Source organism: Mycobacterium sp. THU-M104, from assembly GCF_049197365.1.
GTDB lineage: Bacteria > Actinomycetota > Actinomycetes > Mycobacteriales > Mycobacteriaceae > Mycobacterium.
Genome location: NZ_JBMIOP010000090.1, coordinates 1 through 26,064, shown reverse-complemented (window position 1 = coordinate 26,064; position 26,064 = coordinate 1). Strand labels below are relative to the sequence as shown.

At 68.9% G+C, this 26,064-nt stretch carries 26 protein-coding genes; 14 read left to right on the top strand and 12 right to left on the bottom strand.

Annotation, left to right across the window (positions count from 1 at the left end; all coding sequences use genetic code 11):
- Positions 1 to 731 precede the first annotated feature (731 nt).
- Positions 732 to 914, top strand: coding sequence for a hypothetical protein (locus ACOJVU_RS08640; protein WP_421529397.1), 183 nt, complete (start codon positions 732 to 734; stop codon positions 912 to 914).
- A gap of 18 nt (positions 915 to 932) precedes the next feature.
- Positions 933 to 1,997, top strand: a complete 1,065-nt coding sequence (locus ACOJVU_RS08635) for a methyltransferase (protein WP_421529396.1) — start codon at positions 933 to 935, stop codon at positions 1,995 to 1,997.
- An 18-nt stretch (positions 1,998 to 2,015) separates the two neighbouring features.
- Here the strand turns inward: ACOJVU_RS08635 and ACOJVU_RS08630 are convergent, their stop codons facing one another.
- Both ACOJVU_RS08630 and ACOJVU_RS08625 read right to left on the bottom strand, forming a co-directional pair.
- Positions 2,016 to 2,384, bottom strand: a complete 369-nt coding sequence (locus tag ACOJVU_RS08630) for a DUF732 domain-containing protein (protein ID WP_421529395.1) — start codon at positions 2,382 to 2,384, stop codon at positions 2,016 to 2,018.
- Positions 2,385 to 2,508: 124 nt separating this feature from the next.
- Positions 2,509 to 2,835, bottom strand: a complete 327-nt coding sequence (locus ACOJVU_RS08625) for a DUF732 domain-containing protein (RefSeq protein WP_421529394.1) — start codon at positions 2,833 to 2,835, stop codon at positions 2,509 to 2,511.
- Positions 2,836 to 2,916: 81 nt separating this feature from the next.
- Here ACOJVU_RS08625 and ACOJVU_RS08620 point away from each other — a divergent pair, with 81 nt between their 5' ends.
- The 6 genes from ACOJVU_RS08620 to msrB all read left to right on the top strand — a co-directional run bounded on the left by ACOJVU_RS08620 (position 2,917) and on the right by msrB (position 8,230).
- Positions 2,917 to 3,657 (top strand): Clp protease N-terminal domain-containing protein, encoded by a 741-nt coding sequence (locus ACOJVU_RS08620; protein WP_421529393.1) that lies wholly within the window; start codon positions 2,917 to 2,919, stop codon positions 3,655 to 3,657.
- A gap of 53 nt (positions 3,658 to 3,710) precedes the next feature.
- On the top strand, positions 3,711 to 4,232 hold the full coding sequence (locus tag ACOJVU_RS08615) for a hypothetical protein (protein ID WP_421529392.1): 522 nt from the start codon (positions 3,711 to 3,713) through the stop codon (positions 4,230 to 4,232).
- Complete coding sequence (locus ACOJVU_RS08610; protein WP_421529391.1) at positions 4,220 to 4,762, top strand: GNAT family N-acetyltransferase; 543 nt, start codon at positions 4,220 to 4,222, stop codon at positions 4,760 to 4,762. Before ACOJVU_RS08615 ends, ACOJVU_RS08610 begins: the two co-directional genes overlap by 13 nt.
- A gap of 135 nt (positions 4,763 to 4,897) precedes the next feature.
- The gene (locus ACOJVU_RS08605; protein WP_421529399.1) at positions 4,898 to 6,475 is read left to right on the top strand and encodes an alpha/beta fold hydrolase; all 1,578 of its coding nucleotides are present in this window, start codon (positions 4,898 to 4,900) and stop codon (positions 6,473 to 6,475) included.
- A 28-nt stretch (positions 6,476 to 6,503) separates the two neighbouring features.
- Positions 6,504 to 7,826, top strand: a complete 1,323-nt coding sequence (aftC, locus tag ACOJVU_RS08600; protein ID WP_421529390.1) for an arabinofuranan 3-O-arabinosyltransferase — start codon at positions 6,504 to 6,506, stop codon at positions 7,824 to 7,826.
- Positions 7,823 to 8,230: a peptide-methionine (R)-S-oxide reductase MsrB gene (gene msrB / locus ACOJVU_RS08595; protein WP_421529389.1), complete on the top strand. Its 408-nt coding sequence runs from the start codon at positions 7,823 to 7,825 to the stop codon at positions 8,228 to 8,230. Before aftC ends, msrB begins: the two co-directional genes overlap by 4 nt.
- Positions 8,231 to 8,293: 63 nt before the next feature.
- Here msrB and ACOJVU_RS08590 read toward each other — a convergent pair whose 3' ends face one another.
- The 3 genes from ACOJVU_RS08590 to ACOJVU_RS08580 all read right to left on the bottom strand — a co-directional run bounded on the left by ACOJVU_RS08590 (position 8,294) and on the right by ACOJVU_RS08580 (position 10,751).
- The gene (locus ACOJVU_RS08590) at positions 8,294 to 9,142 is read right to left on the bottom strand and encodes an endonuclease domain-containing protein (RefSeq protein WP_421529388.1); all 849 of its coding nucleotides are present in this window, start codon (positions 9,140 to 9,142) and stop codon (positions 8,294 to 8,296) included.
- Positions 9,143 to 9,270: 128 nt separating this feature from the next.
- The gene (locus ACOJVU_RS08585) at positions 9,271 to 10,020 is read right to left on the bottom strand and encodes a class I SAM-dependent methyltransferase (protein ID WP_421529387.1); all 750 of its coding nucleotides are present in this window, start codon (positions 10,018 to 10,020) and stop codon (positions 9,271 to 9,273) included.
- 113 nt (positions 10,021 to 10,133) lie between these two features.
- Entirely contained in the window at positions 10,134 to 10,751 is a 618-nt protein-coding gene (locus ACOJVU_RS08580; protein ID WP_421529386.1) for a class I SAM-dependent methyltransferase, read from the bottom strand.
- Between ACOJVU_RS08580 and ACOJVU_RS08575 the strand changes: the two genes are divergently transcribed.
- On the top strand, positions 10,744 to 11,361 hold the full coding sequence (locus ACOJVU_RS08575) for a MerR family transcriptional regulator (RefSeq protein ID WP_421529385.1): 618 nt from the start codon (positions 10,744 to 10,746) through the stop codon (positions 11,359 to 11,361). The genes ACOJVU_RS08580 and ACOJVU_RS08575 overlap by 8 nt on opposite strands.
- Here ACOJVU_RS08575 and hemQ read toward each other — a convergent pair.
- Genes hemQ through hemE form a run of 3 tightly spaced genes read right to left on the bottom strand, consistent with a single transcriptional unit; the run spans position 11,312 to position 14,426 of the window.
- On the bottom strand, positions 11,312 to 12,010 hold the full coding sequence (hemQ, locus tag ACOJVU_RS08570; RefSeq protein WP_421529384.1) for a hydrogen peroxide-dependent heme synthase: 699 nt from the start codon (positions 12,008 to 12,010) through the stop codon (positions 11,312 to 11,314). The two genes, ACOJVU_RS08575 and hemQ, sit on opposite strands and share 50 nt — an antisense overlap.
- Positions 12,011 to 12,015: 5 nt before the next feature.
- Positions 12,016 to 13,380, bottom strand: coding sequence for a protoporphyrinogen oxidase (locus tag ACOJVU_RS08565; protein WP_421529383.1), 1,365 nt, complete (start codon positions 13,378 to 13,380; stop codon positions 12,016 to 12,018).
- On the bottom strand, positions 13,377 to 14,426 hold the full coding sequence (gene hemE, locus ACOJVU_RS08560) for a uroporphyrinogen decarboxylase (RefSeq protein ID WP_421529382.1): 1,050 nt from the start codon (positions 14,424 to 14,426) through the stop codon (positions 13,377 to 13,379). The genes ACOJVU_RS08565 and hemE overlap by 4 nt, the downstream gene beginning before the upstream one ends.
- Before the next feature lie 168 nt (positions 14,427 to 14,594).
- Here hemE and ACOJVU_RS08555 point away from each other — a divergent pair, with 168 nt between their 5' ends.
- From ACOJVU_RS08555 to ACOJVU_RS08545, 3 genes are all read left to right on the top strand, one after another.
- Positions 14,595 to 15,413 carry an enoyl-CoA hydratase/isomerase family protein gene (locus ACOJVU_RS08555; protein ID WP_421529381.1) on the top strand — a complete coding sequence of 273 codons (819 nt, stop codon included), beginning with the start codon at positions 14,595 to 14,597 and terminating at the stop codon, positions 15,411 to 15,413.
- A gap of 175 nt (positions 15,414 to 15,588) precedes the next feature.
- Positions 15,589 to 16,170 carry a DUF3000 domain-containing protein gene (locus tag ACOJVU_RS08550; protein ID WP_421529380.1) on the top strand — a complete coding sequence of 194 codons (582 nt, stop codon included), beginning with the start codon at positions 15,589 to 15,591 and terminating at the stop codon, positions 16,168 to 16,170.
- Between the two features lies 1 nt (position 16,171).
- Complete coding sequence (locus ACOJVU_RS08545) at positions 16,172 to 17,506, top strand: HRDC domain-containing protein (RefSeq protein ID WP_421529379.1); 1,335 nt, start codon at positions 16,172 to 16,174, stop codon at positions 17,504 to 17,506.
- Here the strand turns inward: ACOJVU_RS08545 and dxs are convergent.
- From dxs to ACOJVU_RS08525, 4 genes are all read right to left on the bottom strand, one after another.
- Positions 17,503 to 19,428 carry a 1-deoxy-D-xylulose-5-phosphate synthase gene (dxs, locus tag ACOJVU_RS08540; protein ID WP_421529378.1) on the bottom strand — a complete coding sequence of 642 codons (1,926 nt, stop codon included), beginning with the start codon at positions 19,426 to 19,428 and terminating at the stop codon, positions 17,503 to 17,505. The two genes, ACOJVU_RS08545 and dxs, sit on opposite strands and share 4 nt — an antisense overlap.
- A gap of 58 nt (positions 19,429 to 19,486) precedes the next feature.
- Positions 19,487 to 20,950, bottom strand: coding sequence for a cation:proton antiporter (locus ACOJVU_RS08535; protein ID WP_421529377.1), 1,464 nt, complete (start codon positions 20,948 to 20,950; stop codon positions 19,487 to 19,489).
- A gap of 215 nt (positions 20,951 to 21,165) precedes the next feature.
- Entirely contained in the window at positions 21,166 to 22,407 is a 1,242-nt protein-coding gene (locus tag ACOJVU_RS08530; protein WP_421529398.1) for a class I SAM-dependent RNA methyltransferase, read from the bottom strand.
- Between the two features lie 41 nt (positions 22,408 to 22,448).
- On the bottom strand, positions 22,449 to 24,443 hold the full coding sequence (locus tag ACOJVU_RS08525) for an APC family permease (RefSeq protein ID WP_421529376.1): 1,995 nt from the start codon (positions 24,441 to 24,443) through the stop codon (positions 22,449 to 22,451).
- A 132-nt stretch (positions 24,444 to 24,575) separates the two neighbouring features.
- Between ACOJVU_RS08525 and ACOJVU_RS08520 the strand changes: the two genes are divergently transcribed.
- Positions 24,576 to 25,259, top strand: coding sequence for a potassium channel family protein (locus ACOJVU_RS08520; RefSeq protein ID WP_421529375.1), 684 nt, complete (start codon positions 24,576 to 24,578; stop codon positions 25,257 to 25,259).
- Positions 25,260 to 25,293: 34 nt separating this feature from the next.
- Positions 25,294 to 25,977: a potassium channel family protein gene (locus ACOJVU_RS08515; RefSeq protein WP_421529374.1), complete on the top strand. Its 684-nt coding sequence runs from the start codon at positions 25,294 to 25,296 to the stop codon at positions 25,975 to 25,977.
- Positions 25,978 to 26,064: the final 87 nt, after the last annotated feature.

Sequence of the window (26,064 nt, the reverse complement as noted above, 5' to 3'; positions counted from 1 at the left end):
ACTGGTTCAATCCCAGTATCGCGCACCAGTATTTCCGCAGTTCAGGCCCGGTTTTTGCCGGGCCTTCCCCGTCTGCATGCAATAAACGTGCGATAGTGACGCGGCTGGTGGCGGCGACCCCCGACGGGAACGCAAATGACGCCCCCGCTACACCCGACGTTGCCACCCGGCAGCGCGCGGTGCGCGTACTGCTCTGGGAGTCGACGCGCGAGGCCCGATCGGTAAGCGATACCGTCCAGTTTCACCGGAGGTCGGCCGATCGGGCGCTGCGCGGGTATCGACCCGCCAGGTGTGTCGACCGGATCGACCCTGCGGCGATTTCTCCGCGGCATGTCATTTACCGCTGGCCGACGACGCCGATCCCGATACGGAGGCACCGATGAAACAAGTGATCGCCGCTGGCGCACCGGTTTTGGCCGCCTAGCCGGGGGGTTCGACGAGTTCAAACCCGGGGCCGCGTACGCCGAACCGGGCAACTGCGAGCAGTTCGGCGGTCCGGGCTGCTGACAATTCCTGGGCCAGAATCACAGCGTTTGGTACCCCGCACGCGGCCGGTCGTCGAGGGTCGACACGGGGACGTGAGGGCGTGTGCGTAGCAGTCCGGTGTCGTATCCATCCACTCGTCGGACACCGGGAACGGGGAGGCCCACGATGTGAGAGCATCCGCGACGTTGGGCACATCGAGCCGGCCCCGCGCAGCCGTTGGGGGAAACGCTCAGATCGTCTGAGGTATGGAGGATGATCTCGACGTGACCGGCGGCCAGCTGCGCGTACACCGGGTGCCCCACCAGCTCGCCGAGTCGCTGTCAACGCTGACCGGCTCCGGTCGCGCTCCCGGCCGCAGACGCAACCTGGCGCCGGCGGCCGGTGCGCCGATACGGGACCGCGCCGGGCACCGCCGCGGTCATCCGTGAAAGACTGCGTGGAGTTCAGTGGCCACCGATTCGAGGGCACCCGTGACGACTTCCGATACACCGTCATCCGACCCGCAGCAGCCTCCGTTGCCGGAGGTGATGAACGAACTGATCCTGGGCGCCTGGACCTCCCAGGCGATCGCCACGGCCGCCGATCTGGGGGTGGCCGACGCGCTGGCGTCCGGGCCGCTGCCCCTCGGCGAACTGGCCGGCAAGGTCGGCGCCAACCCCGATGCGCTGCGCCGGCTGCTGCGGGCGCTGACGAGCCGGGACATCTTCGCCCTGCGCGCCGATGGCCGCTACGCGCTGACCCCGCTGGCCGACCTGTTGCGTTCCGATGCCCCCGTGTCGATGGCCGCGATGGCGCGCTTCGTCGGCTCGCGGCGGCACCGTGAGCACTGGAGCCTGCTGACTGAGGCGATCAGTACCGGCGCCTCGGTGGTCACAAAGCTGCGCGGCAAAAGCTTCTTCGAATACATGGGCGAAGACGTCGAATTCGGGCAGATCTTCAACGATGCGATGACGAGCTTGTCCAGTGCGGCGATCGGACCCGTCGTGCAGGCCTACGACTTCTCGGCCTTCCGCACCGTCGTCGACGTCGCCGGCGGGCACGGCCGCCTGCTGGCCGCGATCCTGGATTCGGCACCCGAGGCGCAGGGCGTGCTCTACGACCTGCCCGATGTCGTCGCCGGGGCGACGCCGCTGCTGCGGGAACTCGGTGTGGCAGAGCGGGTTCGGCTTGAGGAAGGCTCATTTTTCGACGGCGTCCCGGCCGCCGGCGACGCCTACGTCCTCAAGCACATCATCCATGACTGGGACGACGGCCCGTGCGTGCAGATCCTGCGCAACGTGCGATCGGCGGCCGGCGCCGGGGCGACGCTCCTGCTGGTCGAGGCGGTCGTCCCCGACGACAACAGCGCACCCTTCGTCAAAATGGTCGATATGGAGATGCTGGTGATCAACAACGGACGGGAACGCACGGCCGAGGAGTACCGCCGCCTGCTCGAGGACGCCGGTTTCGAGATGACCCGAGTGGTGGAAACCGCGTCGCGGTTCAGCATCATCGAGGCCCACGCGACCTGACGCCGCGGCACTGGCCTGTCAGTTGCCGACGGCGCCCGGGGCGATCGGATTACCGGCCTCGTCCGCCGGTTTCGGACCCCCGCTGCCGGTGAGGTATTTCGGGCAGTAGTGGGCGGCCGACAGGGTGGTGAACTTCGCGGCGCCGGCGCCCTGGAACTCCGGGTTGCGGTTGCGCAGCTCTGTCACGATCTCGGCTGCCGACTTCCCGTCGTCGAGCAGGGAACACACCGATTTGGCCGCGCCGATGGCCAGGTCGGGGTCCTGGTAGGTGATGTCGGCGTTGCGCAGCTGGGTCAGGAAGTCCTGGTCGTTGTTGACGTCGGCGTGTGCCGGTGCTGCAATGCCGATCGCGGCGGCTACACACGTGAGCGGCAGGAGAAATTTCATGACCCGTCATTCTCGCGCACACCGTGGCGGACCGAGGTTGTCCGCAGCGAAACGGCAGGTGAACTTTCCGAAGCCACCGGCGGGGATCGGGAATGTGAAAAGGCGATCACAGGCGGCGCGCACGCTAGTCCCCGTTCGGGGGCGCGGGCCCGGTGCTCAGCGCGTCCGGGCAGTAGACGTCGGCCGCGATCGCAGTGAACCGCGCGGCGTTGTCGGCCGCGAGCTTGGGATTGAGTTTCTGGACACTTCTGACGATGTCGGCCAACTGCGTGCCGCGGCCGGCCATGGTGCAGACCTCCTTCCCGGCCGCGATCGCCCGGCCCGGATCCGCATAGGTCAGGCCGGCCGCCTGCAGCGTCGCGAGGAATTGGTCATCGGCGCCGTCGGCGTGCGCGGGCACCGCCATGCCGAGCATGACGCCAAAGCCGACCAGCGCCGCGGAAAATCTCATACCGCGGCAATCGTCTCAAAGCGGCCACAAGCCGTCAACAAAAGGTTGACAACCGCTCATGCGTCAACCTAACGTTGACGCATGAGCGGCACCCCGTCGACCTCCAACGTCCGTCTCGACGGCCTGATCACCACCATCGAACGGGCGCATCCCGACGTGCTGGATCAGCTCGTCGACGCGGTCATGGCCGCGGAGCACCTCAGCGAGGTGGCCGACCACTTGATCGGGCATTTCGTCGACCGGGCCCGCCGCTGTGGAGCCTCCTGGACTGACATCGGCAAGAGCATGGGCGTCACCAAACAGGCCGCGCAGAAGCGGTTCGTCCCGCGCCCCGAGGCCGCGACACTAGACCCCCGACAAGGCTTCGGGCGCTTCACGCCGCGGGCCCGCAGCGCCGTCGTCGCCGCGCAGAACGACGCCCACGGCGCAGGCGCCACCGAGATCACCCCCGGCCACCTGCTCGCCGGCCTGCTCGGTGATCCGGACGCGCTCGCGACGATGCTGCTGCACCGCCAGCACGTCGACACCGACACGTTGCGCGCGGCCATGACCCCGGCACCGTCGGACGACCCCGTGCAAGCCACGTCGCCGGAGCTGATCCCGTTCAGCGGCCCCGCCCGCAAGGCCCTCGAGCTGACCTTCCGCGAGGCGCTGCGGCTCGGCCACACCTACATCGGCACCGAGCACCTGCTGCTGGCGCTGCTCGAACTCGAAGGCGCGGACGGCCCCCTGCACCGCTGCGGCGCCGACAAAGACCGCGTCGAGGCCGACCTCATCGACGCCCTGGAAGCGCTCGCCGGCGGCCCAGCCCAAGACGGTTGATCCGGCTGGATCGACCTATCCTCAGCGCAGCACGGGTATGGGACCATGCCATGATGCGCAGCTGGCTGATCGTCTTGTCGACCGTGTTCCTCGCCGCTGCGGGCGCCGCTGGCGCCGGCGTTGCCGCACCGCGCGCCCTGGCCGGCGACGCCCCGATCGGCCACCTCGGCGACACCCTGCGGGTGGACAACGGCAGCTATGTCGCCGACGTCACCGTCAGCAGCGTCGGCCCCTGCGACCCGCCGCCGGGATTCGGCTACACGCGCAGTGGCACCTACAAGGGCTTCCCGGGCAGTACGGTCGAGCGCGCCGACGTGACCGTGCACGCGATCCGGGTGCCCAACCCGTTCATCCTGGCGACCGACTTCGCCTTCGACGGAGTGACCCCGAACGCCGACGCCTACGTGCCGCGCACCTCCGACGCGCCCGACGCGCTGGACAACGTTCTGGTCAACGCTCCCAACGGGGCGATCGTGCGCGGCGAGGTGTATTGGGACGCCTACCGCGACCCGGTTTCCACGGTCGTCCTGCTCGACAAGAAGACGGGTTACCATCTCGCGCAATGGAATCTCTGACCCCAGTCGTGTCCCCGGCGGCGGCGGAGTCCGTCGGCGAACTGGCTGCCGTCGCCGCGCGGACCTTTTCGTTGGCATGCCCCCCGTCCGTGCCGCCCGACAGCGTCGCCGCGTTCATCGGCGCGAACCTGTCCGCCGGGCGATTCGCCACGTACCTGGCCGATCCGCGGCGGGCGGTGCTCACCGCACGCCAGGATGACCGGATCATCGGCTACGCCATGCTCGTTCGCGGCGTGAGCGATGATGCCGGCGTACAGCAGGCCGTCGACATCCGTCCGGCCGCCGAGCTGTCGAAGATGTACGTGCTGGCCGAGTATCACGGGACCGGGGCGGCTGCAGCGCTGATGACACGAGCGCTGGACACCGCCGAACGCTGGGGCGCCCGCTGCGTGTGGCTGGGAGTAAACCAGAACAACGAACGCGCACAGCGCTTTTACGCCAAGAGTGGCTTCCGGGTGGCCGGATCCCGGACGTTTCAGGTGGGTGCCCGCCGAGAGGACGACTACGTCATGATTCGCCGGACTCGCTGATCCTGACGGTCGGCGCCGCCAGCCGCAGCGCGGCTTCCCGGCGGCCGAGGGCGTGCCCGCCGGTCAAAAATAGCGCCGTCACGGCGTCGCCCCGACCGGCGCTGCCGGCTACCTGTACCCCCGCTATGTGCGAACCTGGCTAGGGTGGTCGTCATGCGTCGGCCCCTCACGTCCGTTGCGGCCCTGCTCGCGGTGAGCACGGTGCTGGCCGGCTGCGTCCCGGGCCTGCCCGCCGACCCGCGCTTTGCGACCAATTCCGGCGCCGGGCCCCAAGGAGCGGCCCCGACCAAGCCGCCGCCCAGCGGACCGCCGCCGATCGCCGCACCCAAGAACGACCTCTCCTGGCGCGACTGCACGTCGCAGGTGTTCACCGACGCGGCTCTGCCCACCCCCGCCGGTGTCCGGCTGGACTGCGCCACCTACGACACCGATCTGGACCCCATCAACGGCGGGTCGGGAACGCTGACCATCGGGGCGGTCCGCGCCCGATCGGATCGCACCCCGCGCGACGCGGGTCCCCTGGTTTTCACCACCGGCACCGACCTGCCGTCCTCGGCGCAGCTGCCGGTCTGGCTGTCGCGGGCGGGTGCCGACGTCCTGAAAACCCACCCGATCGTGGCCGTCGACCGGCGCGGCATGGGCATGTCCACCCCGATCGACTGCCGCGACCAGGCCGACCGTGAAGCAATGCGCAACCAGGCGCAGTTCCAGAGCGGCGACGACCCCGTCGCCAACCTGTCCGAAATCTCCAATACCGCCACCACCAACTGCACCGACGCCATCGCCCCGGGCGCCTCCGCCTACGACGACGTGCACGCCGCCTCGGACCTCGAGCGGCTGCGCACCCTGTGGGACGTGCCCGCGGTCGCGCTCGTGGGAGTCGGCAACGGCGCCCAGGTGGCGCTCACCTACGCGTCGTCGCGGCCGGACAAGGTCGCCCGGCTGATCCTGGACTCCCCGATCGCCTTGGGGGCCGGTGCCGAGGGGGTCGCCGAGCAGCAGGTCAAGGGCCAGCAGGCCGCGCTCGACGCATTCGCCGACCGGTGCGTAGCGCTCAACTGCGCGCTGACTCCCGACCCGAAGGGTGCCGTCAGCGCGCTGCTGGCCGACGCCCGCGCCGGCCGGGGTCCCGGCGGCGCCTCGCTGGCGCAGGTGGCCAACGCCATCGCGGTCGCCCTGGGCTACCCGTCCGGCGGGGACACCGAGACCGTCTCGAGTCTGGCCGACGCGCTGGCGAGCGCGCGGTCCGGCGACGTCAACCCGCTGAACACACTGATCAACCACGCCGACACCACCCAGGACAGCGACGGCCAGTTCGTCAACTCCTGCAGCGACGCCGTCAACCGCCCCACCCCCGACCGGGTTCGTGAACTCGTCGTGGCGTGGGGCAAGCTCTATCCGCAGTTCGGCACGGTCGCCGCGCTCAACTTGGTCAAGTGCGTGCACTGGCCCACGATCTCGCCGCCGGCGCCACCGAAAGACCTGAAGGTCGACGTGCTGCTGGCCGGCGTACAGAAAGACCCGATCGTCGGCACCGGAGGTGTCGCCGCGACGGCGGCCATCATCATCAACGCCAACGCCGCCAGCAAGCGGGTGATGTGGCAGGGCATCGGCCACGGCGCGAGCATCTATTCGTCGTGCGCGGTGGCGCCGCTCATCGGCTACCTCAACGACGGCAAGCTGCCGGGAACCGACGTGTACTGTCCTGCCTGAGTCGCTTGCCCCGGCCCGCTTCGCCCCGGTGTACGGTTCGCTCGTGACGGCAGCTGACTCGACCAGAACCGGAGTGGGTGATCGGATACTGACCGCTTTTCGTCCCCGCACCGGCCCACCCGGCGCCGCGACGATACTGCGGTCGGCATTGTGGCCGGTGGCCATCCTGTCGGTGCTGCACCGCAGTATCCCGCTTTCCCTCAACGGCAACATCACCGACGACTTCAAGCCGGTGTACCGGGCGGTACTGAACTTCCGGCACGGCTGGGACATCTACAACGAGCACTTCGACTACGTCGACCCGCACTACCTTTACCCGCCTGGCGGCACGCTTCTGATGGCGCCGTTCGGATATCTGCCCCTCACGCCGTCGCGCTATCTGTTCATCCTGATCAACACGATTGCGATCCTGATCGCCTGGTATTTGCTGTTGCGGATGTTCAAGTTCACGTTGTCCTCGGTGGCCGCACCCGCCCTGCTGCTGGCCATGTTCTGCACCGAGACGGTGACCAGCACGCTGGTGTTCACCAACATCAACGGCTGCGTCCTGCTCGCTGAGGTGCTGTTCTTGCGGTGGCTGCTGGACGGCTCCCAACCAGGAAAAGTCAATCGTCAATGGTGGGCCGGCGCCGCGATCGGCCTGACTCTGACACTCAAGCCGCTGCTCGGGCCGCTACTGTTGTTGCCGCTGCTGAATCGGCAGTGGCGGGCGCTGGTGCCGGCCTTCGTCATTCCGATTGTCATCAACGTCGCCGCCTGGCCGTTGGTGAGCGACCCGATGGACTTCGTCACCCGCACGATGCCCTACATCCTGGGCACCCGGGACTACTTCAACAGCTCAATCGAGGGCAACGGCGTGTACTTCGGCCTGCCCACGTGGCTGAGCGTGTTCATGCGGGTCCTGTTCACCCTGCTGGCGATCGGCGCACTGTGGCTGCTGTGCCGCTACTACCGCACCCGCGACCCGCTGTTGTGGCTCGCGAGCTCGACGGGGGTGCTGCTGCTGTGGTCGTGGCTGGTGCTGTCGCTGGCCCAGGGCTACTACTCGATGATGCTGTTCCCGTTCCTGATGACCGTGGTGCTGCCCAACTCGCTGATCCGCAACTGGCCGGCCTGGCTGGGCATCTACGGCTTCATGACACTGGACGACTGGCTGATCTACAAATGGATGAGGTACGGACGTGCGCTGCACTACCTCAAGATCACTTACGGCTGGTCGCTGCTGCTGATCGTGGCGTTCACCGTGCTGTACTTCCGTTATCTGGACGCCAAGGCCGAGAACCGGCTGGACGACGGGATCGACCCGGCATGGCTGACGGCCGAGCGCGACGGCGCTAGCGTGGAGGCATGAACCCGAAGGTGCAACTGAGCGACGCGGAGTGGCGTCAAAAACTCAACCCTGCGGAGTTCGAGGTGCTTCGCCGAGCGGGCACCGAGCGGCCGTTCACGGGCGAATACACCGACACCACCACCGAGGGTATCTACGAATGCCGGGCCTGCGGTGCCGAATTGTTCCGCAGCACGGAGAAATTCGCGTCGCACTGCGGCTGGCCGTCATTCTTCGACCCGTCGAGCTCCGATGCGGTGATCTTGCGTTCGGACACCTCGCTGGGGATGACGCGCACGGAGGTGCTGTGCGCCAACTGCCACAGCCATCTGGGTCACGTGTTCACCGGTGAGGGCTACCCGACGCCCACCGACCAGCGCTACTGCATCAACTCCATCTCGCTGCGCCTGGTCCCGACGGGCGGTTAGCGCCCGATCGCGCCCGCGACACATAACCAGTTGCGACGACACGCCGAAGCGCATCGCAACCGCTTATGTTTCGCAGTACCGCCGCCGGGTGAGGGCGTCGCGCACCCGTCGCACGACATCCTCCGGCTTGTCTTCGGCGATCACCCGAATGACGATCCAGCCAAGCGCTTCCAGCTTGCGTATCCGCCACTGGTCTCGGGCGTACTGGCGTCGATCGGTGCGGTGCTGGTCACCGTCATACTCGGCGGCCACTTTGTATTTCTCCCAACCCATATCCAGCAGGCCAACCGTTCGCCAGTTCTCGCTCACCGGTATCTGTGTCTCCGGAGCGGGCAATCCGGCATCGCTCAGCAAGAGCCGCAGCCACGTTTCTTTCGGCGAGGCGGCACCCGCATCGACGAGCGGAAGCGCCGAGCGTAACCGCCGCAGACCCCGCGCGCCCCGGTATCGCTCGCACAGCGACAACACCTCCTCGACGCGAAACGGGTTCGCGCGCATCAGGGCATCGAGCCGCGCCACGGCCTCGCCGATGGGCAATCGCCTACCCAAATCGAATGCCGTCCGGGCGAGAGTGGTCACCGGTAGACCCGCGACCCGAATCACCTCATCCGGCCCGACCCGGTGATTACGGGTGACCACGCCGACCGGAGCGTGCTGGTTGCGCCATATCAGCTCGACGGGCTCGTCTTCGTCGATCCAGTCCGATCCGTGCAATGCCGCCGCGGCAAGGCCGGCCAGGACGCCGCGGCGGCGCGACCACAGCCATGCCGCCGTCGAGCGCGTCCGCAGCGACGGCGCGGCACTCGTGGCAACGAAAACGTCGGGATGGATCGCCCGAAACCCGGTGCGCAGCTGATACGGGCTCAGCCTGCCCTGCCGCACAGCCTCGCTGCCCCTGAATGCCTCGTCCACATGATGAAAGACGTCACCGCACCCGGCCAGGATCCGCCAGACATCAACCGCCGCGACGCTTTTCGGCGTGTCCTCGCAGACGTTTATGTGTCGCGGCGGACGCGGCGGACGCGGCGGCCCCGGCGGCCCTAGTCCACGCGGGTGGCGTGAACCTCCCAGAACGGGGCGTGCACTCTGCCCCCGACCAGCCACGGTTCCATCGCCCGGAACCGCTCGAGCAGGGCCCGGGCCTGCTCGGCCATGTCGGGGTTGCGCGCGGCCATCATCTCGATGGTCTCGACGCTCATGTTGACCAGGTAGGTGGTCGGGCCCAGGTAGGTGATCTCCCAGCCGCCCGAGGGCAGCACGCCACGAAAGTCGTCCTCGGACAGCGATCGCATCATGGTGAAGCCGTTGACGTCATGTGCGCCGAACTCGAACATGTACAGCCGCGCGCCCGGCCTGGTGGCGCGGTGCAACGCCTGCACGTAGGACTTCTGCAGCGCGGGATCGGTACTGAACGTGTGGTAGAAGGCGCAGTCCACGACGGTGTCGAAGCGGCCCTTCAGCCCGTCCAGCCGCGTGGCGTCGGCCAGTTCGAAGTTCACCGACACCCCGGCATTGCGCGCGTTCTCCCGGGCCCGCTCCAGGGCAGCCGCCGAGCCGTCGATACCGGTAGCCGTGTAGCCCTTGGCCGCGTAGTAGATGGCATGGTGACCCGGCCCGGTGCCGGGGTCCAGCACCTCGCCCTTGACCGCGCCCAGGGCGACGAGCCGCTGGACCACCGGCTGCGGGCCGCCGATGTCCCACGGTGTGGCCGCCGGTAGCCCATTCGACAGCCGCTCGTCGCGGTACATCTCCTCGAACCGGGTGGGGTCGGCCGAAGCTGGTTGGTTCATGCGTCTCCTCATTTCCGCCGGGCGACATTTTCCACTGGGCGACATTTTCCACTGGGCGACATTTTCCGCTGGGCGACATCGCTGATATGTCGACACTGATCGCGGCGCGACTCTCAGCGGCGAATCGCTTTCACCACCTGGACGGCACGTCGACCACGGTTGAGTTTTTCAGTGTGAACATCGTCGAATCCTGCCGTACGACAACACGCGGCGAACGACCCGGCCTGTTGGTCAGTCCATCCGTGACTGGCCAGCCCCGTAGCACCCGGGCGAACGCGGCGCTCGATCGCGAAGAATCGCCCGCCCGGGGACAGCACTCGTCGGACCTCGGCGAGTCCCGCGCCGACATCCGCCCAGTGGTGCACAGTCGCAACCGACCACACAACCGTCGCAGAACGGTCCGGCAGCGGCAGGTTTTCCGCGCTGCCCTGCAGCCAGCTGATACCTGGTCGGTCGCGGGTCACACGCCGGGCCATTCCGAGCATCAGCCTCGCGGGATCGACGCCGACGACGCTTGCACCGCGACGGGCAGCTTCTCTGACGGAATCGCCTGGGCCACAACCAATGTCCACAACCTGGTCGGAACTCGACAACGACGCCAGGTCGGCCACGAACCGGGCGCGAGCACGGCCCGCAACCAGCATGGTGAGCGCGGCGAAAAATCCCTTTGGCCCGGCAAAACCAGGATGATCGGCGTGATGGTTGGCCGGGGTGGCCGGCGAGATGTCCATGGCTGTCCTTCTGCGATGTGGTCTTCCAGACAGCTTGCAGGTTCAGGTGAGGTTGAAGTCAAATGACGGGATGGATCTGATTCCGATCGGCCAGGCGGCGGGTCAGCTGGGGCTCAGTACGTCGGCGCTGCGGTACTACGACGAACGCGGACTGGTGTGTCCGCCGGTCAGGCGAGCCGGGCGGCGCATGTACGGACCGGAGGAGCTGCGTCGGCTGGCGTTCGTCAAGATCGCCCACCAGCTCGGACTCCCCCTCGAGACTGCGGCGGCTGTCCTCGACGCTCCGGGCCCGCAGTGGCGGCAGACTGTTCGCGCGCAGATCGCCGAACTTGACGACGTGATCGCACATGCGCGAGCAGCGCAAAAGTTCCTTACCCACGCGATGAACTGCCCGACCGACCATCCCGCTCGCCAATGCGCCACGATGATCGCCGCGCTGGACCGGCTCGTCGACGGGGCAACGGTCGATGAACTCGCCGCCGAGCACACGGAGCAGCCGTCACCCCTCCCGGGTGCACGTTCGGCGTGCACGCCTCCCACGTGCACGTCAGGCGTGCACGTCAGGGCAGGGCGTTCACCAACTGATCGACCGCCACGCGCGGCCCCGTGAAGAACGGCGTCTCCACGCGGGTGTGCCGGCGGGCGTCGGTGGCGCGCAGCTCCCGCATCAGGTCGACGATGCGGTGCAGTTCGGGGGCTTCGAACGCCAGGATCCACTCGTAGTCCCCGAGCGCGAACGCCGGCACCGTGTTCGCGCGGACATCCTTGTACTCCCGCGCGGCCATACCGTGCTCGGAGAGCATCCGGCGACGCTCCTCGTCGGGCAGCAGATACCACTCGTAGGACCGCACGAACGGATACACGCAGATGTAGGCGCCGGGCTCCTCGCCGGCCAGAAACGCCGGGATGTGACTCTTGTTGAACTCGGCCGGGCGATGCAGCGCCACGCTGCTCCACACCGGCGTGCAGGCCCGGCCCAGTGTGGTGGTGCGCCGGAAGTCGGCGTACGTGGCCTGCAGCGCCTCGACGGTCTCGGCGTGGGTCCAGATCATGAAGTCGGCGTCGGCCCGCAGGCCGGCTACGTCGTAGAGGCCGCGCACCACGACGCCGCGCTCCTCCTGCACCTTCAGAAACGTCGCCGCATCGTTGACGACTTCGTGCCTCGAGTCCTCACCGAGCGCGCCCGGTCGTACGGAAAACACCGAGAACATCAGGTAGCGCACCATCGCATTCAGCGCGTCGTAGTCGAGCTTGGCCATGGGACCTATCGTGCCACTTCCGCGTCGAGAGCCTGCACCGCGCGACCCGCCGAGCCGACGCACGCCGGCACGCCGATGCCGTCCAGGTAGCTGCCCGCCACGGCGAGCCCCGGCGGTAGCCCCGAGCGGACCTCGGCGACCAGGTCGGCGTGGCCGGGCCCGTACTGCGGCATAGCGGCAAGCCAGCGCTGCACGCGGGCGTCGACCGGCTCGACGGTCAGCCCGAACACAGTGGACAGGTCGCCCACCGCCCAATCCAGCAGCTCCTCGTCGGATGCGGACTCGGCCAGCCCGTCGCCGAAGCGCCCGAACGACAGACGCAGCAGCTGGATGTCCCCGCGAGCGCCCCCCTTGCGCCCCCATTTTCGGGTAGACAATGTCACCGCCTTGGCCCGCAACCGCTCCCCGCTGGCCACCAGCACCCCGGAGCACTGCGGAAACGGCGTGTCTCCGGGCACCGCGAGCGCCAGCACGGCCGACGACGCACTCGTGATCCGGGCGGCGGCCGCGGCGGTGCGCGGAGCGACGCCGGCCACCAGTTGTGCCGCCCGCACCGGCGGAACCGCAAGCACGACCGCGTCGGCGTGCCAACGTGCACCTGCTTCGTCGCGCAGGTCCCAGCCGGGCCCGGCACGGTCGAGCCGGCGCACCGCAGCGCGGACCCAGCGCAGCCCGCTGCGCCGGACCAGCTCGTCGACGAGCACCTGATAGCCGCCGTCGATCGCCCCGAACACCGGCACGCCGGTGGCCGGCGGCAACGCCTGCCGGACCGCGTCGGTCAGGCAGGCGGCGCCGCGGTCGAGGGCCGCCGCCACGCCGGGGGCTGCCGCGCGCAGGCCGATCGTCGCCGCCGAACCCGCGTACACCCCGCTGAGCAGCGGATCCACCGAGCGGGCCACCACCTGATCGCCGAAGCGGTCGCCCACCAGGTCGGCGACCGCCGGGTCGGCGCCGGGACGCCAGTCCAGCGGGCGGACGGGCTCGGACTCGATGCGCGCGACGGTGGCTTCATCGACCAGTCCGGCCATCGACGCCGCCGACGACGGGATCCCGACGACGGTGCCAGCCGGCAGCGGATGCAACCTCTGCCCGCTGTAGATCAACGGCCGTGCGCCAGTGGTTGCCAGCTGGCGCCCGGACAGGCCGAGTTCGGCCAACAGCGCGGGCATCTCGGGCCGGCGCAGCACGAACGCCTCGGCGCCGACGTCCATCGACTGACCCCCGACGCGTTCGCTGCGCAATATCCCGCCGAGCCGGTCACCGGGCTCGAACAGCGTGATGTCGGCGTCCGCATCGGCGGCGCGCAGCCGATAGGCCGCCGTCAAACCCGAAATTCCTCCCCCGACAACGCAATACGAGCGAAATCTCATAGCGAGTGAACCAGAGACACCAACTCGGTCAGCACGCCCGGATCGGTTCCCGGCAGCACCCCGTGGCCGAGATTGAAGACGTGGCCGGCCGCGCCCGCGTCGACGGCGCGGCGTCCGTCGTCGACCACTGCGCGTGCGGCGCGCTCCACCGCCGGCCAGCCGGCCAGCAGGACCACCGGGTCCAGGTTGCCCTGCAGCGCCGTCCCGGGGCCGACGCGGGAGGCGGCAGCGGCCAGCGAGGTGCGCCAGTCCACACCCACCACCGTGGCGCCGCAGTCCGACATCGCGCCCAGCAGCTCGGCCGTGCCGACCCCGAAGTGGGTCATCGGCACGCCGTAGCCGGCCAGTTCGGCGAACACCCGCGCGCTGTGCGGCTGCACGTAGGCGCGGTAGTCGGCCAGCGACAGGGCCCCAGCCCACGAATCGAACACCTGGATCGCGTCCACCCCGGCATCGAGTTGGGCCCGCAGAAAACCGACGGTGATGTCGGCCAACTTGCCCAGCAGCGCGTGCCAGGTCTCGGTTTCGGCCAGCATCATCGCCTTGGTGCGGGCGTGGTGGCGGCTCGGGCCGCCCTCGATCAGGTAGGACGCCAGGGTGAACGGCGCACCGGCGAACCCGATCAGCGGGACCTCCCCGAGTGCGGCCACCAGCAACCCCACCGCGTCGGAGACCGGCTGGATGCGTTGCGGGTCAAGCGGTTTGAGCTCGTCGACGTCGGCGATGGTGCGCACCGGCGCGGCAATGACCGGCCCCACACCCGCGACGATGTCCAGGTCGATACCGGCGCCGAGCAGCGGCACCACGATGTCGGAGAACAGGATCGCCGCGTCGACGCCGTGACGGCGAACCGGCTGCAGGGTGATCTCGCACACCAACTCGGCGTCGAAGCAGGCGGCCAGCATGTTGTGGTTGGCGCGCAACGCGCGGTATTCGGGCAGCGAACGCCCGGCCTGCCGCATGAACCACACCGGAGCCCGACTTGTTGTGCAGCCGGTCACGGCGGCCAGATAGGGCGACTCGGGTAGGTCGCGACGCGTGTTCATCGGCCTCAATGCTGCCACGACCGGGCACCGCGGTGTGCGCAGCGGTCTTCCGGGCGACATCAACGCGCAAACCGCCCGTGTGGTGCTCGCTGGGGCCGCGGACGACCGTTGCGTAGCATCAAGAACCGCAACCGCTCAGCACGAGTCGATCAATGTTCAGGAGCCCGGATGCCTGTCAGTCTTCCGCCGGTCAACTACGACGAATTCCCCAGCCTGCGTTGCGAACACGGCGAGAACGGCGTGCTGAGGATGGTGCTCGACGCGCCCGGGCTGAACTCGGTCGGGCCACAGATGCACCGCGACCTCGCCGACATCTGGCCGGTGATCGACCGCGACCCCGACGTGCGAGTGGTTCTGGTGCACGGCGAGGGCAGGGCGTTCTCCTCGGGCGGCAGCTTCGATCTGATCGCCGAGACCATGGGCGAATACGAGGGCCGGATGCGCATCCTGCGCGAGGCCCGCGACCTGGTGTTCAACATGATCAACTGCGACAAGCCGGTGATCTCGGCGATCCGGGGGCCGGCCGTCGGCGCGGGCCTGGTGGTGGCGCTGCTGTCCGACATCTCGGTGGCGGGCCGCACCGCCAAGCTGATCGACGGGCACACCAAGCTGGGGGTGGCCGCGGGTGACCACGCCGCGATCTGCTGGCCGCTGCTGGTCGGCATGGCCAAGGCCAAGTACTACCTGCTCACCTGCGAGACGCTGCTCGGCGAGGAGGCCGAACGCATCGGGCTGGTCTCGAAGTGCGTCGACGACGACGACGTGCTGGCCACGGCCACCCGCATCGCCGAGAACCTGGCGCAGGGCGCCCAGACCGCGATCCGCTTCACCAAGCACAGCCTCAACCACTGGTACCGCATGTTCGGCCCGACCTTCGAGACGTCGGTCGGGCTCGAATTCCTCAGTTTCAGCGGTCCCGACGTGGCCGAAGGCCTGGCCGCGCACCGCGAGAAACGTCCGGCGAACTTCACCGGCACCACCGCCTGAGCAGGGCCGATACCACCTCCGACGCCTCTCCCCACGCGACCGGCGGGCCAACATCACGGCTCGGTCGCGACGGCGCGCGCCTCGGCGTGCCTGTCGCGGCGTGTCGGGCCTGGGGTCTACCGTCAGAAGTGCCGACGACGACGCAGGGCGGCAGCGACGAGGAGGAGTGGCGCCAGTGAGCTCAGCTGAACCGGCCCCATTCCGCGAGGCGGTCGCGGCGATGAACGCAGCCGGCGTGCGACCGGAGATCGAACTGGGCCCCATCCGGCCGCCGCAGCGGTTGGCGCCCTACAGCTACGCGCTGGGCGCCGAGGTCAAACACCCCGACCTCGAGATCGTCCCGGAGCGCTCCGAGGGGGACGCGTTCGGCAGGCTGATCCTGCTGTACGACCCCGACGGCGCCGACGCCTGGGACGGCACGCTGCGCCTGGTCGCCTACATCCAGGCCGACCTTGATGCCAGCGAGGCCGTGGACCCCCTGCTCCCGGAGGTGGCGTGGAGCTGGCTGAACGACGCGCTCGAGTCGCGCCTGCAGCACGTCACCGCACTGGGCGGCACCGTCACCGCCACCACCTCCGTGCGCTACGGCGACATCTCCGGTCCGCCGCGCGCCAACCAGCTCGAGCTGCGGGCGTCGTGGACCGCGGCCACCCCCGACCTGGGTGTCCACGTCGAAGCGTTCTGCGAAGTACTCGAGCACGCCGCGGGCCTGCCGCCGTCCGGGGTCATCGACCTGAGCTCGCGGTCACGCGCCTGACATGCGCGAACCGTCGGCCTCCAGGCCCGGTAGCGCGTCGGCCGCAGGATCCGGCAGCGGCGCGCCCGAGGGCACTGAACCCGAACCCACTCCCCTGCTGCACCCGGCAGCCGGGCTGCCCGCCCTGTCGGTCAGTGTCCGCGAGATCGGGGCGGCCGCCGAACTGCTGGGCCGCGGCCACGGGCCGTTCGCGGTGGACACCGAGCGTGCTTCGGGTTTTCGCTACTCGAACCGGGCCTATCTGATCCAGATTCGGCGGACCGGCGCCGGGACCGTGCTCATCGACCCGGTCAGCCATGGTGCCGACCCGCTGCAGGCGCTGCAGCCGGTGGTCGAGGTGCTCGGCACCGACGAATGGATCCTGCACTCAGCCGACCAGGACCTGCCGTGCCTGGCCGAGGTCGGCATGCGACCCCCCAAGCTCTACGACACCGAGCTGGCCGGGCGGCTGGCCGGCTTCGAACGGGTGAATCTGGCCGCCATGGTCCAGCGGCTGCTGGGTTTCGGGCTGGCCAAGGGTCACGGCGCGGCCGACTGGTCCAAACGACCACTGCCCGCCGAGTGGCTCAACTACGCGGCCCTGGACGTCGAACTACTCATCGAACTACGCGAGGCGATCTCGCAGGTTCTGGCCGAGCAAGGCAAATCCGATTGGGCCACACAGGAATTCGATCACCTGCGCAATGCTGGACTGATGGACGTGGCCCCGGCCACCCGGCGGGACCGGTGGCGACGGACATCGGGCATCCACCGGGTGCGTGACCGGCGGGCCCTGGCCGCGGTACGCGAGCTGTGGTCGGCCCGCGACCGCATCGCGGCGCGCCGCGATGTCGCGCCGCACCGGGTCCTGCCGGATTCGGCCATCATCGACGCCGCGGTCGCCAACCCGACGAGCGTCGAGGAACTCGTCGCGCTGCCGGTCTTCGGCGGGCGCAACCAACGGCGCAGCGCCGCGGTGTGGTTGGCGGCGCTGCAGGCGGCTCGCGAGAACCGGCATCCGCCGCCGGACGCCGAGCCGCCGAACGGGCCGCCACCCGCGTCGCGGTGGAGCAGGCGCAAACCCGAGGCGGCAGCACGGCTGGAGGCGGCCCGGGCCGCGCTGGCGGAGGTGTCACGGCGGGTGGGCGTCCCGACCGAGAACCTCGTCTCGCCCGACCTGGTGCGACGGCTGTGCTGGGACTGGGAGGCCCCCCGCGCGGGGACGGCCGACGCGGACGTCGACGAGTTCCTGCGCGACGGGCAGGCGCGAACCTGGCAGCGCGAGCTGGTGGTCGCCGTGCTTGCGCGTGCGGTGCAGCAGGCCGACACCGACCGCGGCGCCGAAGAGCCGGACTAGTCCAGGTGCTCGCGGATCTCCGCTTCGGTGACCCCGCTGCCCAGGGCTGCGACCCAACCGGTGATCCGCCGGGCCACATCCTGATCGGTCAGCCCCAGGTCGGCCAAGAGCTCACCGCGCGAGGCGTGCTCGAAGAATTCCTGCGGTAGCCCGACGTCGCGGCACGCCACGTCGATCTCCCGTCGGCGCAGCGCAGCGGACACCGCCGCACCCACGCCGCCGTTGACCCCGTTGTCCTCGAGCGTGACCACCAGCTTGTGCCGGCCCGCCAGTTGCAGGACACCGTCGGACACCGGCAGCACCCAACGCGGATCGATCACGGTCACGCCGATCCCCTGGTTGTGCAGCCGCCCGGCCACGGCGATCGCCATCGCGGCGAACGCCCCGACTCCCACCAGCAGGACGTCATGGTTGACCCCGCCGGCCGGCACTGCAAGCACATCGACGGCCGAGACACCCGACCCGTGGCGTTCGAGGGCTGGGATATCTTCGCCCACATCCCCTTTGGGAAAGCGGATGGCGGTCGGCCCGTCGTGGACGTCCAGCGCCTCGCCGAGTTCCTCGCGCAGGCGCGTCGCGTCACGCGGAGCGGCCACCCGCATGCCCGGCACGATACCCAAGACCGACATGTCCCACATGCCGTTGTGGCTGGGGCCGTCCGAACCGGTGATCCCGGCCCGGTCGAGGACCATGGTGACTGGCAGCTTGTGCAGCGCCACATCCATCATGATCTGGTCGAACGCCCGGTTCAGGAACGTCGAGTAGATGGCCACCACCGGATGCATCCCGCCCATGGCCAGACCGGCCGCCGACGTCATCGCGTGTTGCTCGGCGATGCCGACGTCGTACAAGCGGTCCGGGAACTGCTGACCGAACGGCGTCAGTCCGGTGGGGCCGGGCATCGCCGCGGTGATGGCCACGATGTCGCGACGCTGCCTTCCGAGGGCGATCAGCGCGTCGGAGAAGGTCGCCGTCCACCCGGGGCCCGCAACCTTGGTGGCCCGGCCGGTGACCGGATCGATCACCCCGCAGGAATGCATCTGCTCGGCTTCGTCGTCCTCGGCCGGCGCGTAGCCCATCCCCTTGCGAGTGACCGCGTGCACGATCACCGGGCGCCCGAAATCACGGGCATGGCGCAGCGCGACCTCCACCGCACGTTCGTCATGGCCGTCGACAGGGCCCACGTATTTGAGCCCCAGGTCGGTGAACAGCAGCTGCGGGGACAGCGAATCCTTGATGCCCGCTTTCACGCTGTGCATGAACCGGTAGGCGACCTTGCCGACGAGCGGCATCGCCCGCAACGCGTCGCGCCCCTTCTCCAGCGCCTGCTCGTAGGCGGGCTGCAGGCGCAGCATGGCCAGATGGTCGGCGACGCCGCCGATGGTCGGCGCATAGCTGCGACCGTTGTCGTTGACGACGATGATCACCGGGCGGCGGGATGCGGCGATGTTGTTCAGCGCCTCCCAGCACATGCCGCCGGTCAGCGCGCCGTCGCCGACCACTACGACCACGTGGCGGTTGCGGTGACCGCTCAGCTCGAACGCCTTGGCCAACCCGTCGGCATACGACAGTGCCGCGCTGGCGTGGCTGGACTCCACCCAGTCGTGCTCACTCTCCGCGCGCGACGGATACCCCGACAACCCGCCCCTTTTACGCAGGGTCCCGAAGCCATCGCGGCGCCCCGTCAGCATCTTGTGGACGTAGGCCTGATGACCGGTGTCGAAGATGATCGGGTCGTGGGGCGAATCGAAGACGCGGTGCAGCGCCAACGTCAGTTCGACGACGCCCAGGTTGGGTCCCAGGTGTCCCCCGGTAGCAGCGACCTTGTGGATCAGGAACTCGCGAATCTCGGCGGCAAGATCGCGTAGCTGCTGTTGGGAAAGGTGCTGCAGATCGGCGGGCCCGCGGATCTGTTCCAGCATCCGGTCAGTCTACGCAGCGACCGCGCCAACAGCAGAGAAGCGGCGAGAGGTAGCCGGCCTAAGGGGGGCCGAAGAGGTCGGCCAGCATCCCGTGAAGTTCGGGATCTGCCAGCATCACGACCTCGTCGCCGGCCTGAAGTTGGGTGTCGCCCCGCACCGGCACCAGGCCGGTGGTGCGGACCACGATGCTCACCCAGATGTCACCGACCCGGTCGCTGAGCCCCTCGACGGTGCACCCCTCGGCGGCAGAGCCCTTGGCGACGCTGAAGCGATGGACCCCCTCCGGTTCGTCCGCGAGCCGGACACCTATCTCCCACGGCTGGGTCTCGACCGTGCGCATCGGCAGCTGCAACAGGGTTGCAACGCCGGGCACCGAGCTGCCTTGCACCAGAACCGAGAAGATCACGACGACGATCACGATGCCGTACAGGCGTTCCGCGTCAGGGACGTGCGCGGCGCGCAGAAACTCGCCGAGCAGGATCGGCACCGCCCCTTTGAGGCCGGCGAACAGGATGAAGACGCGTTCGTTTCGCGCAAGTTCCACACCCGCCAGGCAGAAGCTCACCGCCAGCGGACGAATCAGCACCGTCAGAGCCACTCCGAGAGCGAGCCCGGGGATCCACACGTCGGGATGGGTGAGAACGTTGAGGTCGACGGTCAGCCCCAGCACGACGAACGCGACGATTTCGGCGAGACCTGCCAGGGCGGCGTGGAAGCGCTTGATCTCGGGCTTGTAGGGCGCGCGGGCGCCGCCGATCACGATGCCGGCGACGAACACGGCCAGAAATCCCGAGCCGTGCGCAAGCGTGGCGATCCCGTACAGCATCAGGCTGGATGCCAGCGTCCGTAACGGGTACAGACCTTCACTGGGCAGTGCCACGCGGCGCATGAAGGCAAGCAGCGCGCGGCCGCCGAGAACCCCCACGGCCAGGCCGATCGCCATTTGCAGGACGAATTGAGCCCCCACGCCGGCGAACCCGGCCGCGCTGAGGCCACCGGCCGCGATCAGACTCGTCATCAACGCGATGCCTACCGGATCGTTGGCACCGGATTCGCCCTCCAGGATGGTGCTACTGCGCCCCCTGATCTCGCGTTTGCCCAGGACGGAGAAGACCACGGCCGGATCGGTGGGCGCCACCGCGGTCGCGACGAGCAACGCGGGGAACCAGCCGACTCCGCACGCGTAGTGCAGCATCAGCGCGGCGCCGGCGGCGGTGAGGGCAGTACCCAGGACGCCGACCGACAGGACGGGAGCAAATGCGGCCCGGAATCGGGCGGGACCGATGTGCATTCCGCCGTCGAACAACACCAGCACCAACGCGACGGTGATGACCCGCTCGACGACCCCCTCCGACGGAGGCGCCAACGCGGGCACGATGTGCACCGCCACCGCCGTTCCGACCAGCATGAGCAGTGGCACCGGAATTTTGACCCGCTCGGTCAGCCGGTTCGCCAGCACCGCAACCAAGCCGACGGCGCTGGCGAACAGGACCATCAGCGCGAAACGCAGGGTCTCGTTCACGATGGCGGAAATCGGACATGGCTCGGGCAGCACCGCTTGGGCAATCGACCCGGCTCGACGGCCGCGCACCGTCCTGGGATGGTGAACACCTGGGCCTTTCAGTCGTTCGACAAAGACGTCGCCGACCAGACTTCCCGGCACACCGCGATGGAGTGTAGCCGCTCTGGACAGGCCTCACCCGCAGAGCCGTTGCGCGTGCCGGTCTCTCGTCGGCTCTAGTGGCGCCTTGACGCGCGAGTCAGCAGTGCCACGCATTCGGTGTGATGGGTGAGCGGGAACGCGTCGAACACCTTGATCTTCTCCACGAGGTACCCCTGCCCGCGGTACAGGCCGATATCACGCGCGAAAGACGCTGCCTCACAACCGATATGCACCACCCGCGGAACCTCGGCGGCAGCCAGGATGTCGATGACCTCGCGCCCGGCCCCGGCCCGCGGCGGATCCAGCACGGCCACGTCGGCCCCGGAGCGCTGCGACGCGAGCGCGCGCCGCACCGAATCGGTGACGACATCCACCTGCGGCAGGTCGGCCAGCGCCGCCCGGGCCGCGCGGGTCGACGCGCGCGACGTGTCGACCGTCAACACCCGCCCGGACCGCCCCACCGCGTCGGCCAGCGCGGCGGCGAAAACACCCGCACCGCCGTAAAGGTCCCAGGCCACCGTGCCCGCACCCGGCTGCGCCCACTCGGCGATCAGGGTCGTGTAGACCCGCGCCGCGTCGCGGTGAGACTGCCAGAAAGCCGTCACGGGCACCCGCCAACTGCGACTGCCCACCCGCTGCACCGCCTCGTAGCCGCCCTCCACCACCTTGGTGGCGGTCCGGCCTGCCTGCCGCACCGTGCGCACCACGTGGCGGGCACCGTCGTCGTCGACGGCCACGTGCAGCTGTGCAGCCGGCGGCAGGTCGGCTCTGGAGAGGTTCGCGGACAGGCTCTCGGCCAGCCCGTCCAGCATCCCCTCGGACAACTGCGCGCAGCGCAGGTCGGTCACCAAGGTGTCGCTGTGGTAGCGGTGAAAACCGGGGCGGCGGTCCGGGCCCACCGCCAGCCGGACCCGGGTACGCCACCCGGTCGGGTCCGACGCCGACAGCTGCTCGGCCCCCGCGTCCGCGCCGCCCCAGTCGAAACCGCCGAGCCGTTGCAACTGGTTGGCCACGACCCGGGCCTTGAGCACCCGGGCCGCCTCCGGGGCGGCGAACGCCAGATCGCAACACCCTGCGCCGCCCACCCCGGCGATCGGGCACAGCGAGTCGGTGCGATCCTCTGACGGCTCGATCACCTCGACAACCTCGGCGTGCCAATACGATCCGCGCTCCGTGGTGACCCGTACCCGCACCCGCTCGCCGGGCAGCGCATACCGGACGAACACCACCCTGCCCTCGTGGTGCGCCACGCAGCTGCCGCCGTTGGCGGGGGCGCTGGTGACCACCGTCAGCTCGGCCCGGGCCGACGACGGCACCGGTGTCCCCGCTCGAGACGGTTCGGGCCGCGGTGTCGTGCTCAATCGAAGATTCCGCGGCGGGCATCGCCGGGCGCGGATTGCGGCTGCAGCGCCTGCAGACGCTCCGACGACGTCAGTTGCCAGGGAACCGAGGTCACCATCACTCCGGGCATGAACAACAATCGACCCTTGAGGCGAAGCGCGCTCTGGTTGTGCAGCACCTGCTCCCACCAGTGGCCCACCACGTATTCGGGGATGAACACCGTCACCACGGTGCGCGGCGACTCGTTGCTGGCGCGCTTGACGTAATCCAGCACCGGACGGGTGATCTCGCGATACGGGGAGGCGATGACCTTGAGCGGCACGCTGATGTCGCTTTCCTCCCACTGGTGCACCAGCTCCCGCGTTTCCGCCTCGTCGACGCTGACCGTCACGGCCTCCAACACGTCGGGCCGGGTTGCCCGGGCGTAGGCCATGGCCCGCCGCGTCGGCAGGTGCAGCTTCGACACCAGCACCACGGCGTGGTTGCGGCTGGGCAGGACGATGTCCTTCTCCTGTTCCGCCGCCTGCGCCAATTCCCGGTTGACGGTGTTGTAGTGCTTACGGATCAGTTTCATCACCGCGAACAGTGCGCTCATGGCGACGATCGCGATCCATGCCCCGGCGAGGAACTTCGTGATCAACACGATGAACAGGACCGTGCCCGTGGACAGCAGCCCGACGGTGTTGACCACCCGCGAGCGCATCATCGTGCGCCGCACACGCGGGTCGGTCTCGGCACGCAGCAGCCGGGTCCAGTGCCGGACCATGCCGATCTGGCTGAGCGTGAACGAGATGAACACCCCCACGATGTACAACTGGATCAGTGCGGTGACCTCAGCCCGGAACGCGAGGATCGCCAGCAGTGCGGCCGCCGACAAGAAGAGGATGCCGTTGGAGTACGCCAACCGGTCTCCGCGCGTGTGCAATTGGCGCGGCAGGTAGCTGTGTTGCGCCAGCACGGAACCGAGCACCGGGAACCCGTTGAACGCGGTGTTGGCTGCCAGCACCAGAATCAGCGCGGTCACCGTGGCGATCAGCAGGAACCCGATGTGGAAGCTGCCGAACACCGTCTCCGCCAGCTGTGTGACGAGGGTCTTCTGGTAGTAATCCGGCGGGGTGCCCGTCAGCTGGGTCGCGGGATCGTCGACGAGCTGAACCCCGATCTTCTGGGCCAACACGATGATGCCCATCAGCAGCGTGACCGCGATCCCACCCAGCATCAGCAAGGTCGTCGCCGCGTTGCGCGACTTGGGCTTCTGAAACGCCGGCACTCCATTGCTGATCGCCTCGACACCGGTCAGCGCCGCACAGCCCGAGGAGAACGAGCGCGCCACCAGGAAGGCGAACGCGAAGCCGAGGACCGGTCCGTTCTCGGCGTGCATCTGAAAAGCGGCGGATTCGGCACGCAGAGGATCGCCCAGCACGTAGATCCTGAACAGTCCCCAGCCGACCATGATGACGACCCCGACGATGAACGCGTAAGTCGGGACGGCGAACGCCACCCCCGACTCGCGGATCCCGCGCAGGTTCAGCCCCATCACCAGCAGGATGGCAGCCACGCAGAACCACACCTTGTGTTCCGCCACGACCGGGATGGCCGAGCCGATGTTAGACATCGCCGAAGCCGTCGAAACGGCAACGGTGAGAACATAATCCACCATCAGGGCACTGGCCACCGTCAGGCCGGCGTTGTCACCCAGGTTGGTGGTGACCACCTCGAAGTCTCCGCCGCCGGAAGGGTAGGCATGCACGTTCTGCCGGTAGCTCGCCACCACGACCAGCATGACCGCGACCACCGCCAACCCGATCAACGGCGTCAGCGAGTAGGCCGCCACACCGGCCACCGAGAGCATCAGGAAGATTTCCTCCGGCGCGTAAGCCACCGAGGACAGGGCGTCGGAGGCGAATACCGGCAGGGCGATGCGCTTGGGCAGAAGTGTGTGAGTCAGCCTGTCGCTGCGAAATGGTCGCCCGATCAGCAACCGGCGAGCGGCGGTGGAAAGTTTGGACACGAGAGCCAAGAGTAAGCCCACCCAGGCCTGCCGGTAGCGTTCTGCAGGCGAGAATGTTCATGAGCCAAATCGGCTGGCCGAACAAGGTTGCCGATAGGTGAACACCAGTAGGACCAGCCGAGAGGACCTCAGGTGCGGGTGGTGGTGATGGGGTGTGGCCGGGTGGGTTCGTCGGTGGCCGACGGGCTGTCCCGGATCGGTCACGACGTCGCGGTCATCGACCGCGACAGCACCGCCTTCAACCGGCTCAGCCCGGAGTTCGGCGGGGAGCGGGTGCTCGGACAGGGTTTCGACCGCGATGTCCTGCTGCGGGCAGGCATCGAACAGGCAGAGGCATTCGCCGCGGTGTCGTCCGGCGACAACTCCAACATCATCTCGGCTCGGCTGGCGCGGGAGACGTTCGGCGTGCAGCGCGTTGTCGCCCGCATCTACGACGCCAAGCGGGCCGAGGTCTACGAACGCCTCGGGATTCCCACGATCGCCACGGTGCCGTGGACGACCGATCGCCTGCTCAACGCGCTGCTGCGCGACACCGAGATCACGAAGTGGCGCGACCCCACCGGTACGGTCACCGTCGCTGAGGTCGTCCTGCACGAGGAGTGGATGGGCCACCGGGTGACCGATCTCGAGCAGGCCACCGGTTCCCGCGTGGCGTTTCTGATTCGCTTCGGGGCGGGAGTGCTGCCGGAACCGAAAACGGTCATCCAGGCCGGCGATCAGATCTATATCGCCGCCATCTCCGGGCGCGCCGCCGAGGCGGTGGCCATCGGCGCCCTGCCGCCCAGTGAGGACCTCGAGTCAGGCGCGGGTCAATGAGGCGCGGCGCGGCCGGGGCTCCGGGGTGGCTCAGATGAAGGTGGCTGTCGCCGGGGCAGGCGCGGTCGGTCGCTCGGTCACCCGCGAGCTGATCGGCAACGACCACGAAGTGACCCTGATCGAGCGCAATCCCGATCACGTCGACGTGGACGCCATCCCGGCCGCGAACTGGCGCCTGGGCGACGCTTGCGAACTGAGCCTGCTGGAGTCGGTGCACCTCGAGGCTTTCGACGTGGTGGTCGCGGCGACCGGCGACGACAAGGCCAACGTCGTGCTCAGCCTCCTGGCCAAGACCGAGTTCGCGGTCCCTCGCGTCGTGGCCCGCGTCAACGATCCGCGCAACGAATGGCTGTTCACCGACGCCTGGGGAGTGGACGTCGCGGTGTCCACACCTCGCATGCTGGCGTCGTTGATCGAGGAGGCTGTCGCCGTCGGCGATCTGGTGCGGCTCATGGAGTTCCGCCGAGGTCAGGCCAATCTGGTCGAGATCACCTTGCCCGAAGACACCGTGTGGGGCGGCAGGCCGGTGCGCAAGCTGCAGTTGCCGCGGGACGCCGCCCTGGTCACCATCCTGCGCGGTCCGCGCGTGATCGTGCCCGAGGCCGACGAGCCGCTCGAAGGCGGCGACGAGTTGCTCTTCGTCGCCGCCACCGAGGTCGAAGAGGACCTGCGCGACCTGCTGCTGCCGAGCGCTCAGCGGACCGGGCCGGGCGACTAGTGGTCTCGCCCGTAAGTTCGTCGGGGGTTGTTACCAGACGCCGCGGGTGCCGAGTCTGCGCTGGCGGCGTCGAGACTGTGCTCAGCG

Coding starts and splice junctions, on each gene's coding strand:
- ACOJVU_RS08580 (WP_421529386.1), bottom strand. CDS start 10,751: ATGGACATCTCGCCGGCCACCCCGGCCAACCATCACGCCGATCATCCT.
- ACOJVU_RS08515 (WP_421529374.1), top strand. CDS start 25,294: ATGAAGGTGGCTGTCGCCGGGGCAGGCGCGGTCGGTCGCTCGGTCACC.
- ACOJVU_RS08610 (WP_421529391.1), top strand. CDS start 4,220: ATGGAATCTCTGACCCCAGTCGTGTCCCCGGCGGCGGCGGAGTCCGTC.
- ACOJVU_RS08625 (WP_421529394.1), bottom strand. CDS start 2,835: ATGAGATTTTCCGCGGCGCTGGTCGGCTTTGGCGTCATGCTCGGCATG.
- msrB (WP_421529389.1), top strand. CDS start 7,823: ATGAACCCGAAGGTGCAACTGAGCGACGCGGAGTGGCGTCAAAAACTC.
- ACOJVU_RS08630 (WP_421529395.1), bottom strand. CDS start 2,384: ATGAAATTTCTCCTGCCGCTCACGTGTGTAGCCGCCGCGATCGGCATT.
- ACOJVU_RS08615 (WP_421529392.1), top strand. CDS start 3,711: ATGCGCAGCTGGCTGATCGTCTTGTCGACCGTGTTCCTCGCCGCTGCG.
- ACOJVU_RS08585 (WP_421529387.1), bottom strand. CDS start 10,020: ATGAACCAACCAGCTTCGGCCGACCCCACCCGGTTCGAGGAGATGTAC.
- ACOJVU_RS08620 (WP_421529393.1), top strand. CDS start 2,917: ATGAGCGGCACCCCGTCGACCTCCAACGTCCGTCTCGACGGCCTGATC.
- hemE (WP_421529382.1), bottom strand. CDS start 14,426: ATGAACACGCGTCGCGACCTACCCGAGTCGCCCTATCTGGCCGCCGTG.
- ACOJVU_RS08575 (WP_421529385.1), top strand. CDS start 10,744: ATGTCCATGGCTGTCCTTCTGCGATGTGGTCTTCCAGACAGCTTGCAG.
- dxs (WP_421529378.1), bottom strand. CDS start 19,428: ATGCTGGAACAGATCCGCGGGCCCGCCGATCTGCAGCACCTTTCCCAA.
- ACOJVU_RS08555 (WP_421529381.1), top strand. CDS start 14,595: ATGCCTGTCAGTCTTCCGCCGGTCAACTACGACGAATTCCCCAGCCTG.
- hemQ (WP_421529384.1), bottom strand. CDS start 12,010: ATGGCCAAGCTCGACTACGACGCGCTGAATGCGATGGTGCGCTACCTG.
- ACOJVU_RS08565 (WP_421529383.1), bottom strand. CDS start 13,380: ATGAGATTTCGCTCGTATTGCGTTGTCGGGGGAGGAATTTCGGGTTTG.
- ACOJVU_RS08545 (WP_421529379.1), top strand. CDS start 16,172: ATGCGCGAACCGTCGGCCTCCAGGCCCGGTAGCGCGTCGGCCGCAGGA.
- ACOJVU_RS08640 (WP_421529397.1), top strand. CDS start 732: ATGGAGGATGATCTCGACGTGACCGGCGGCCAGCTGCGCGTACACCGG.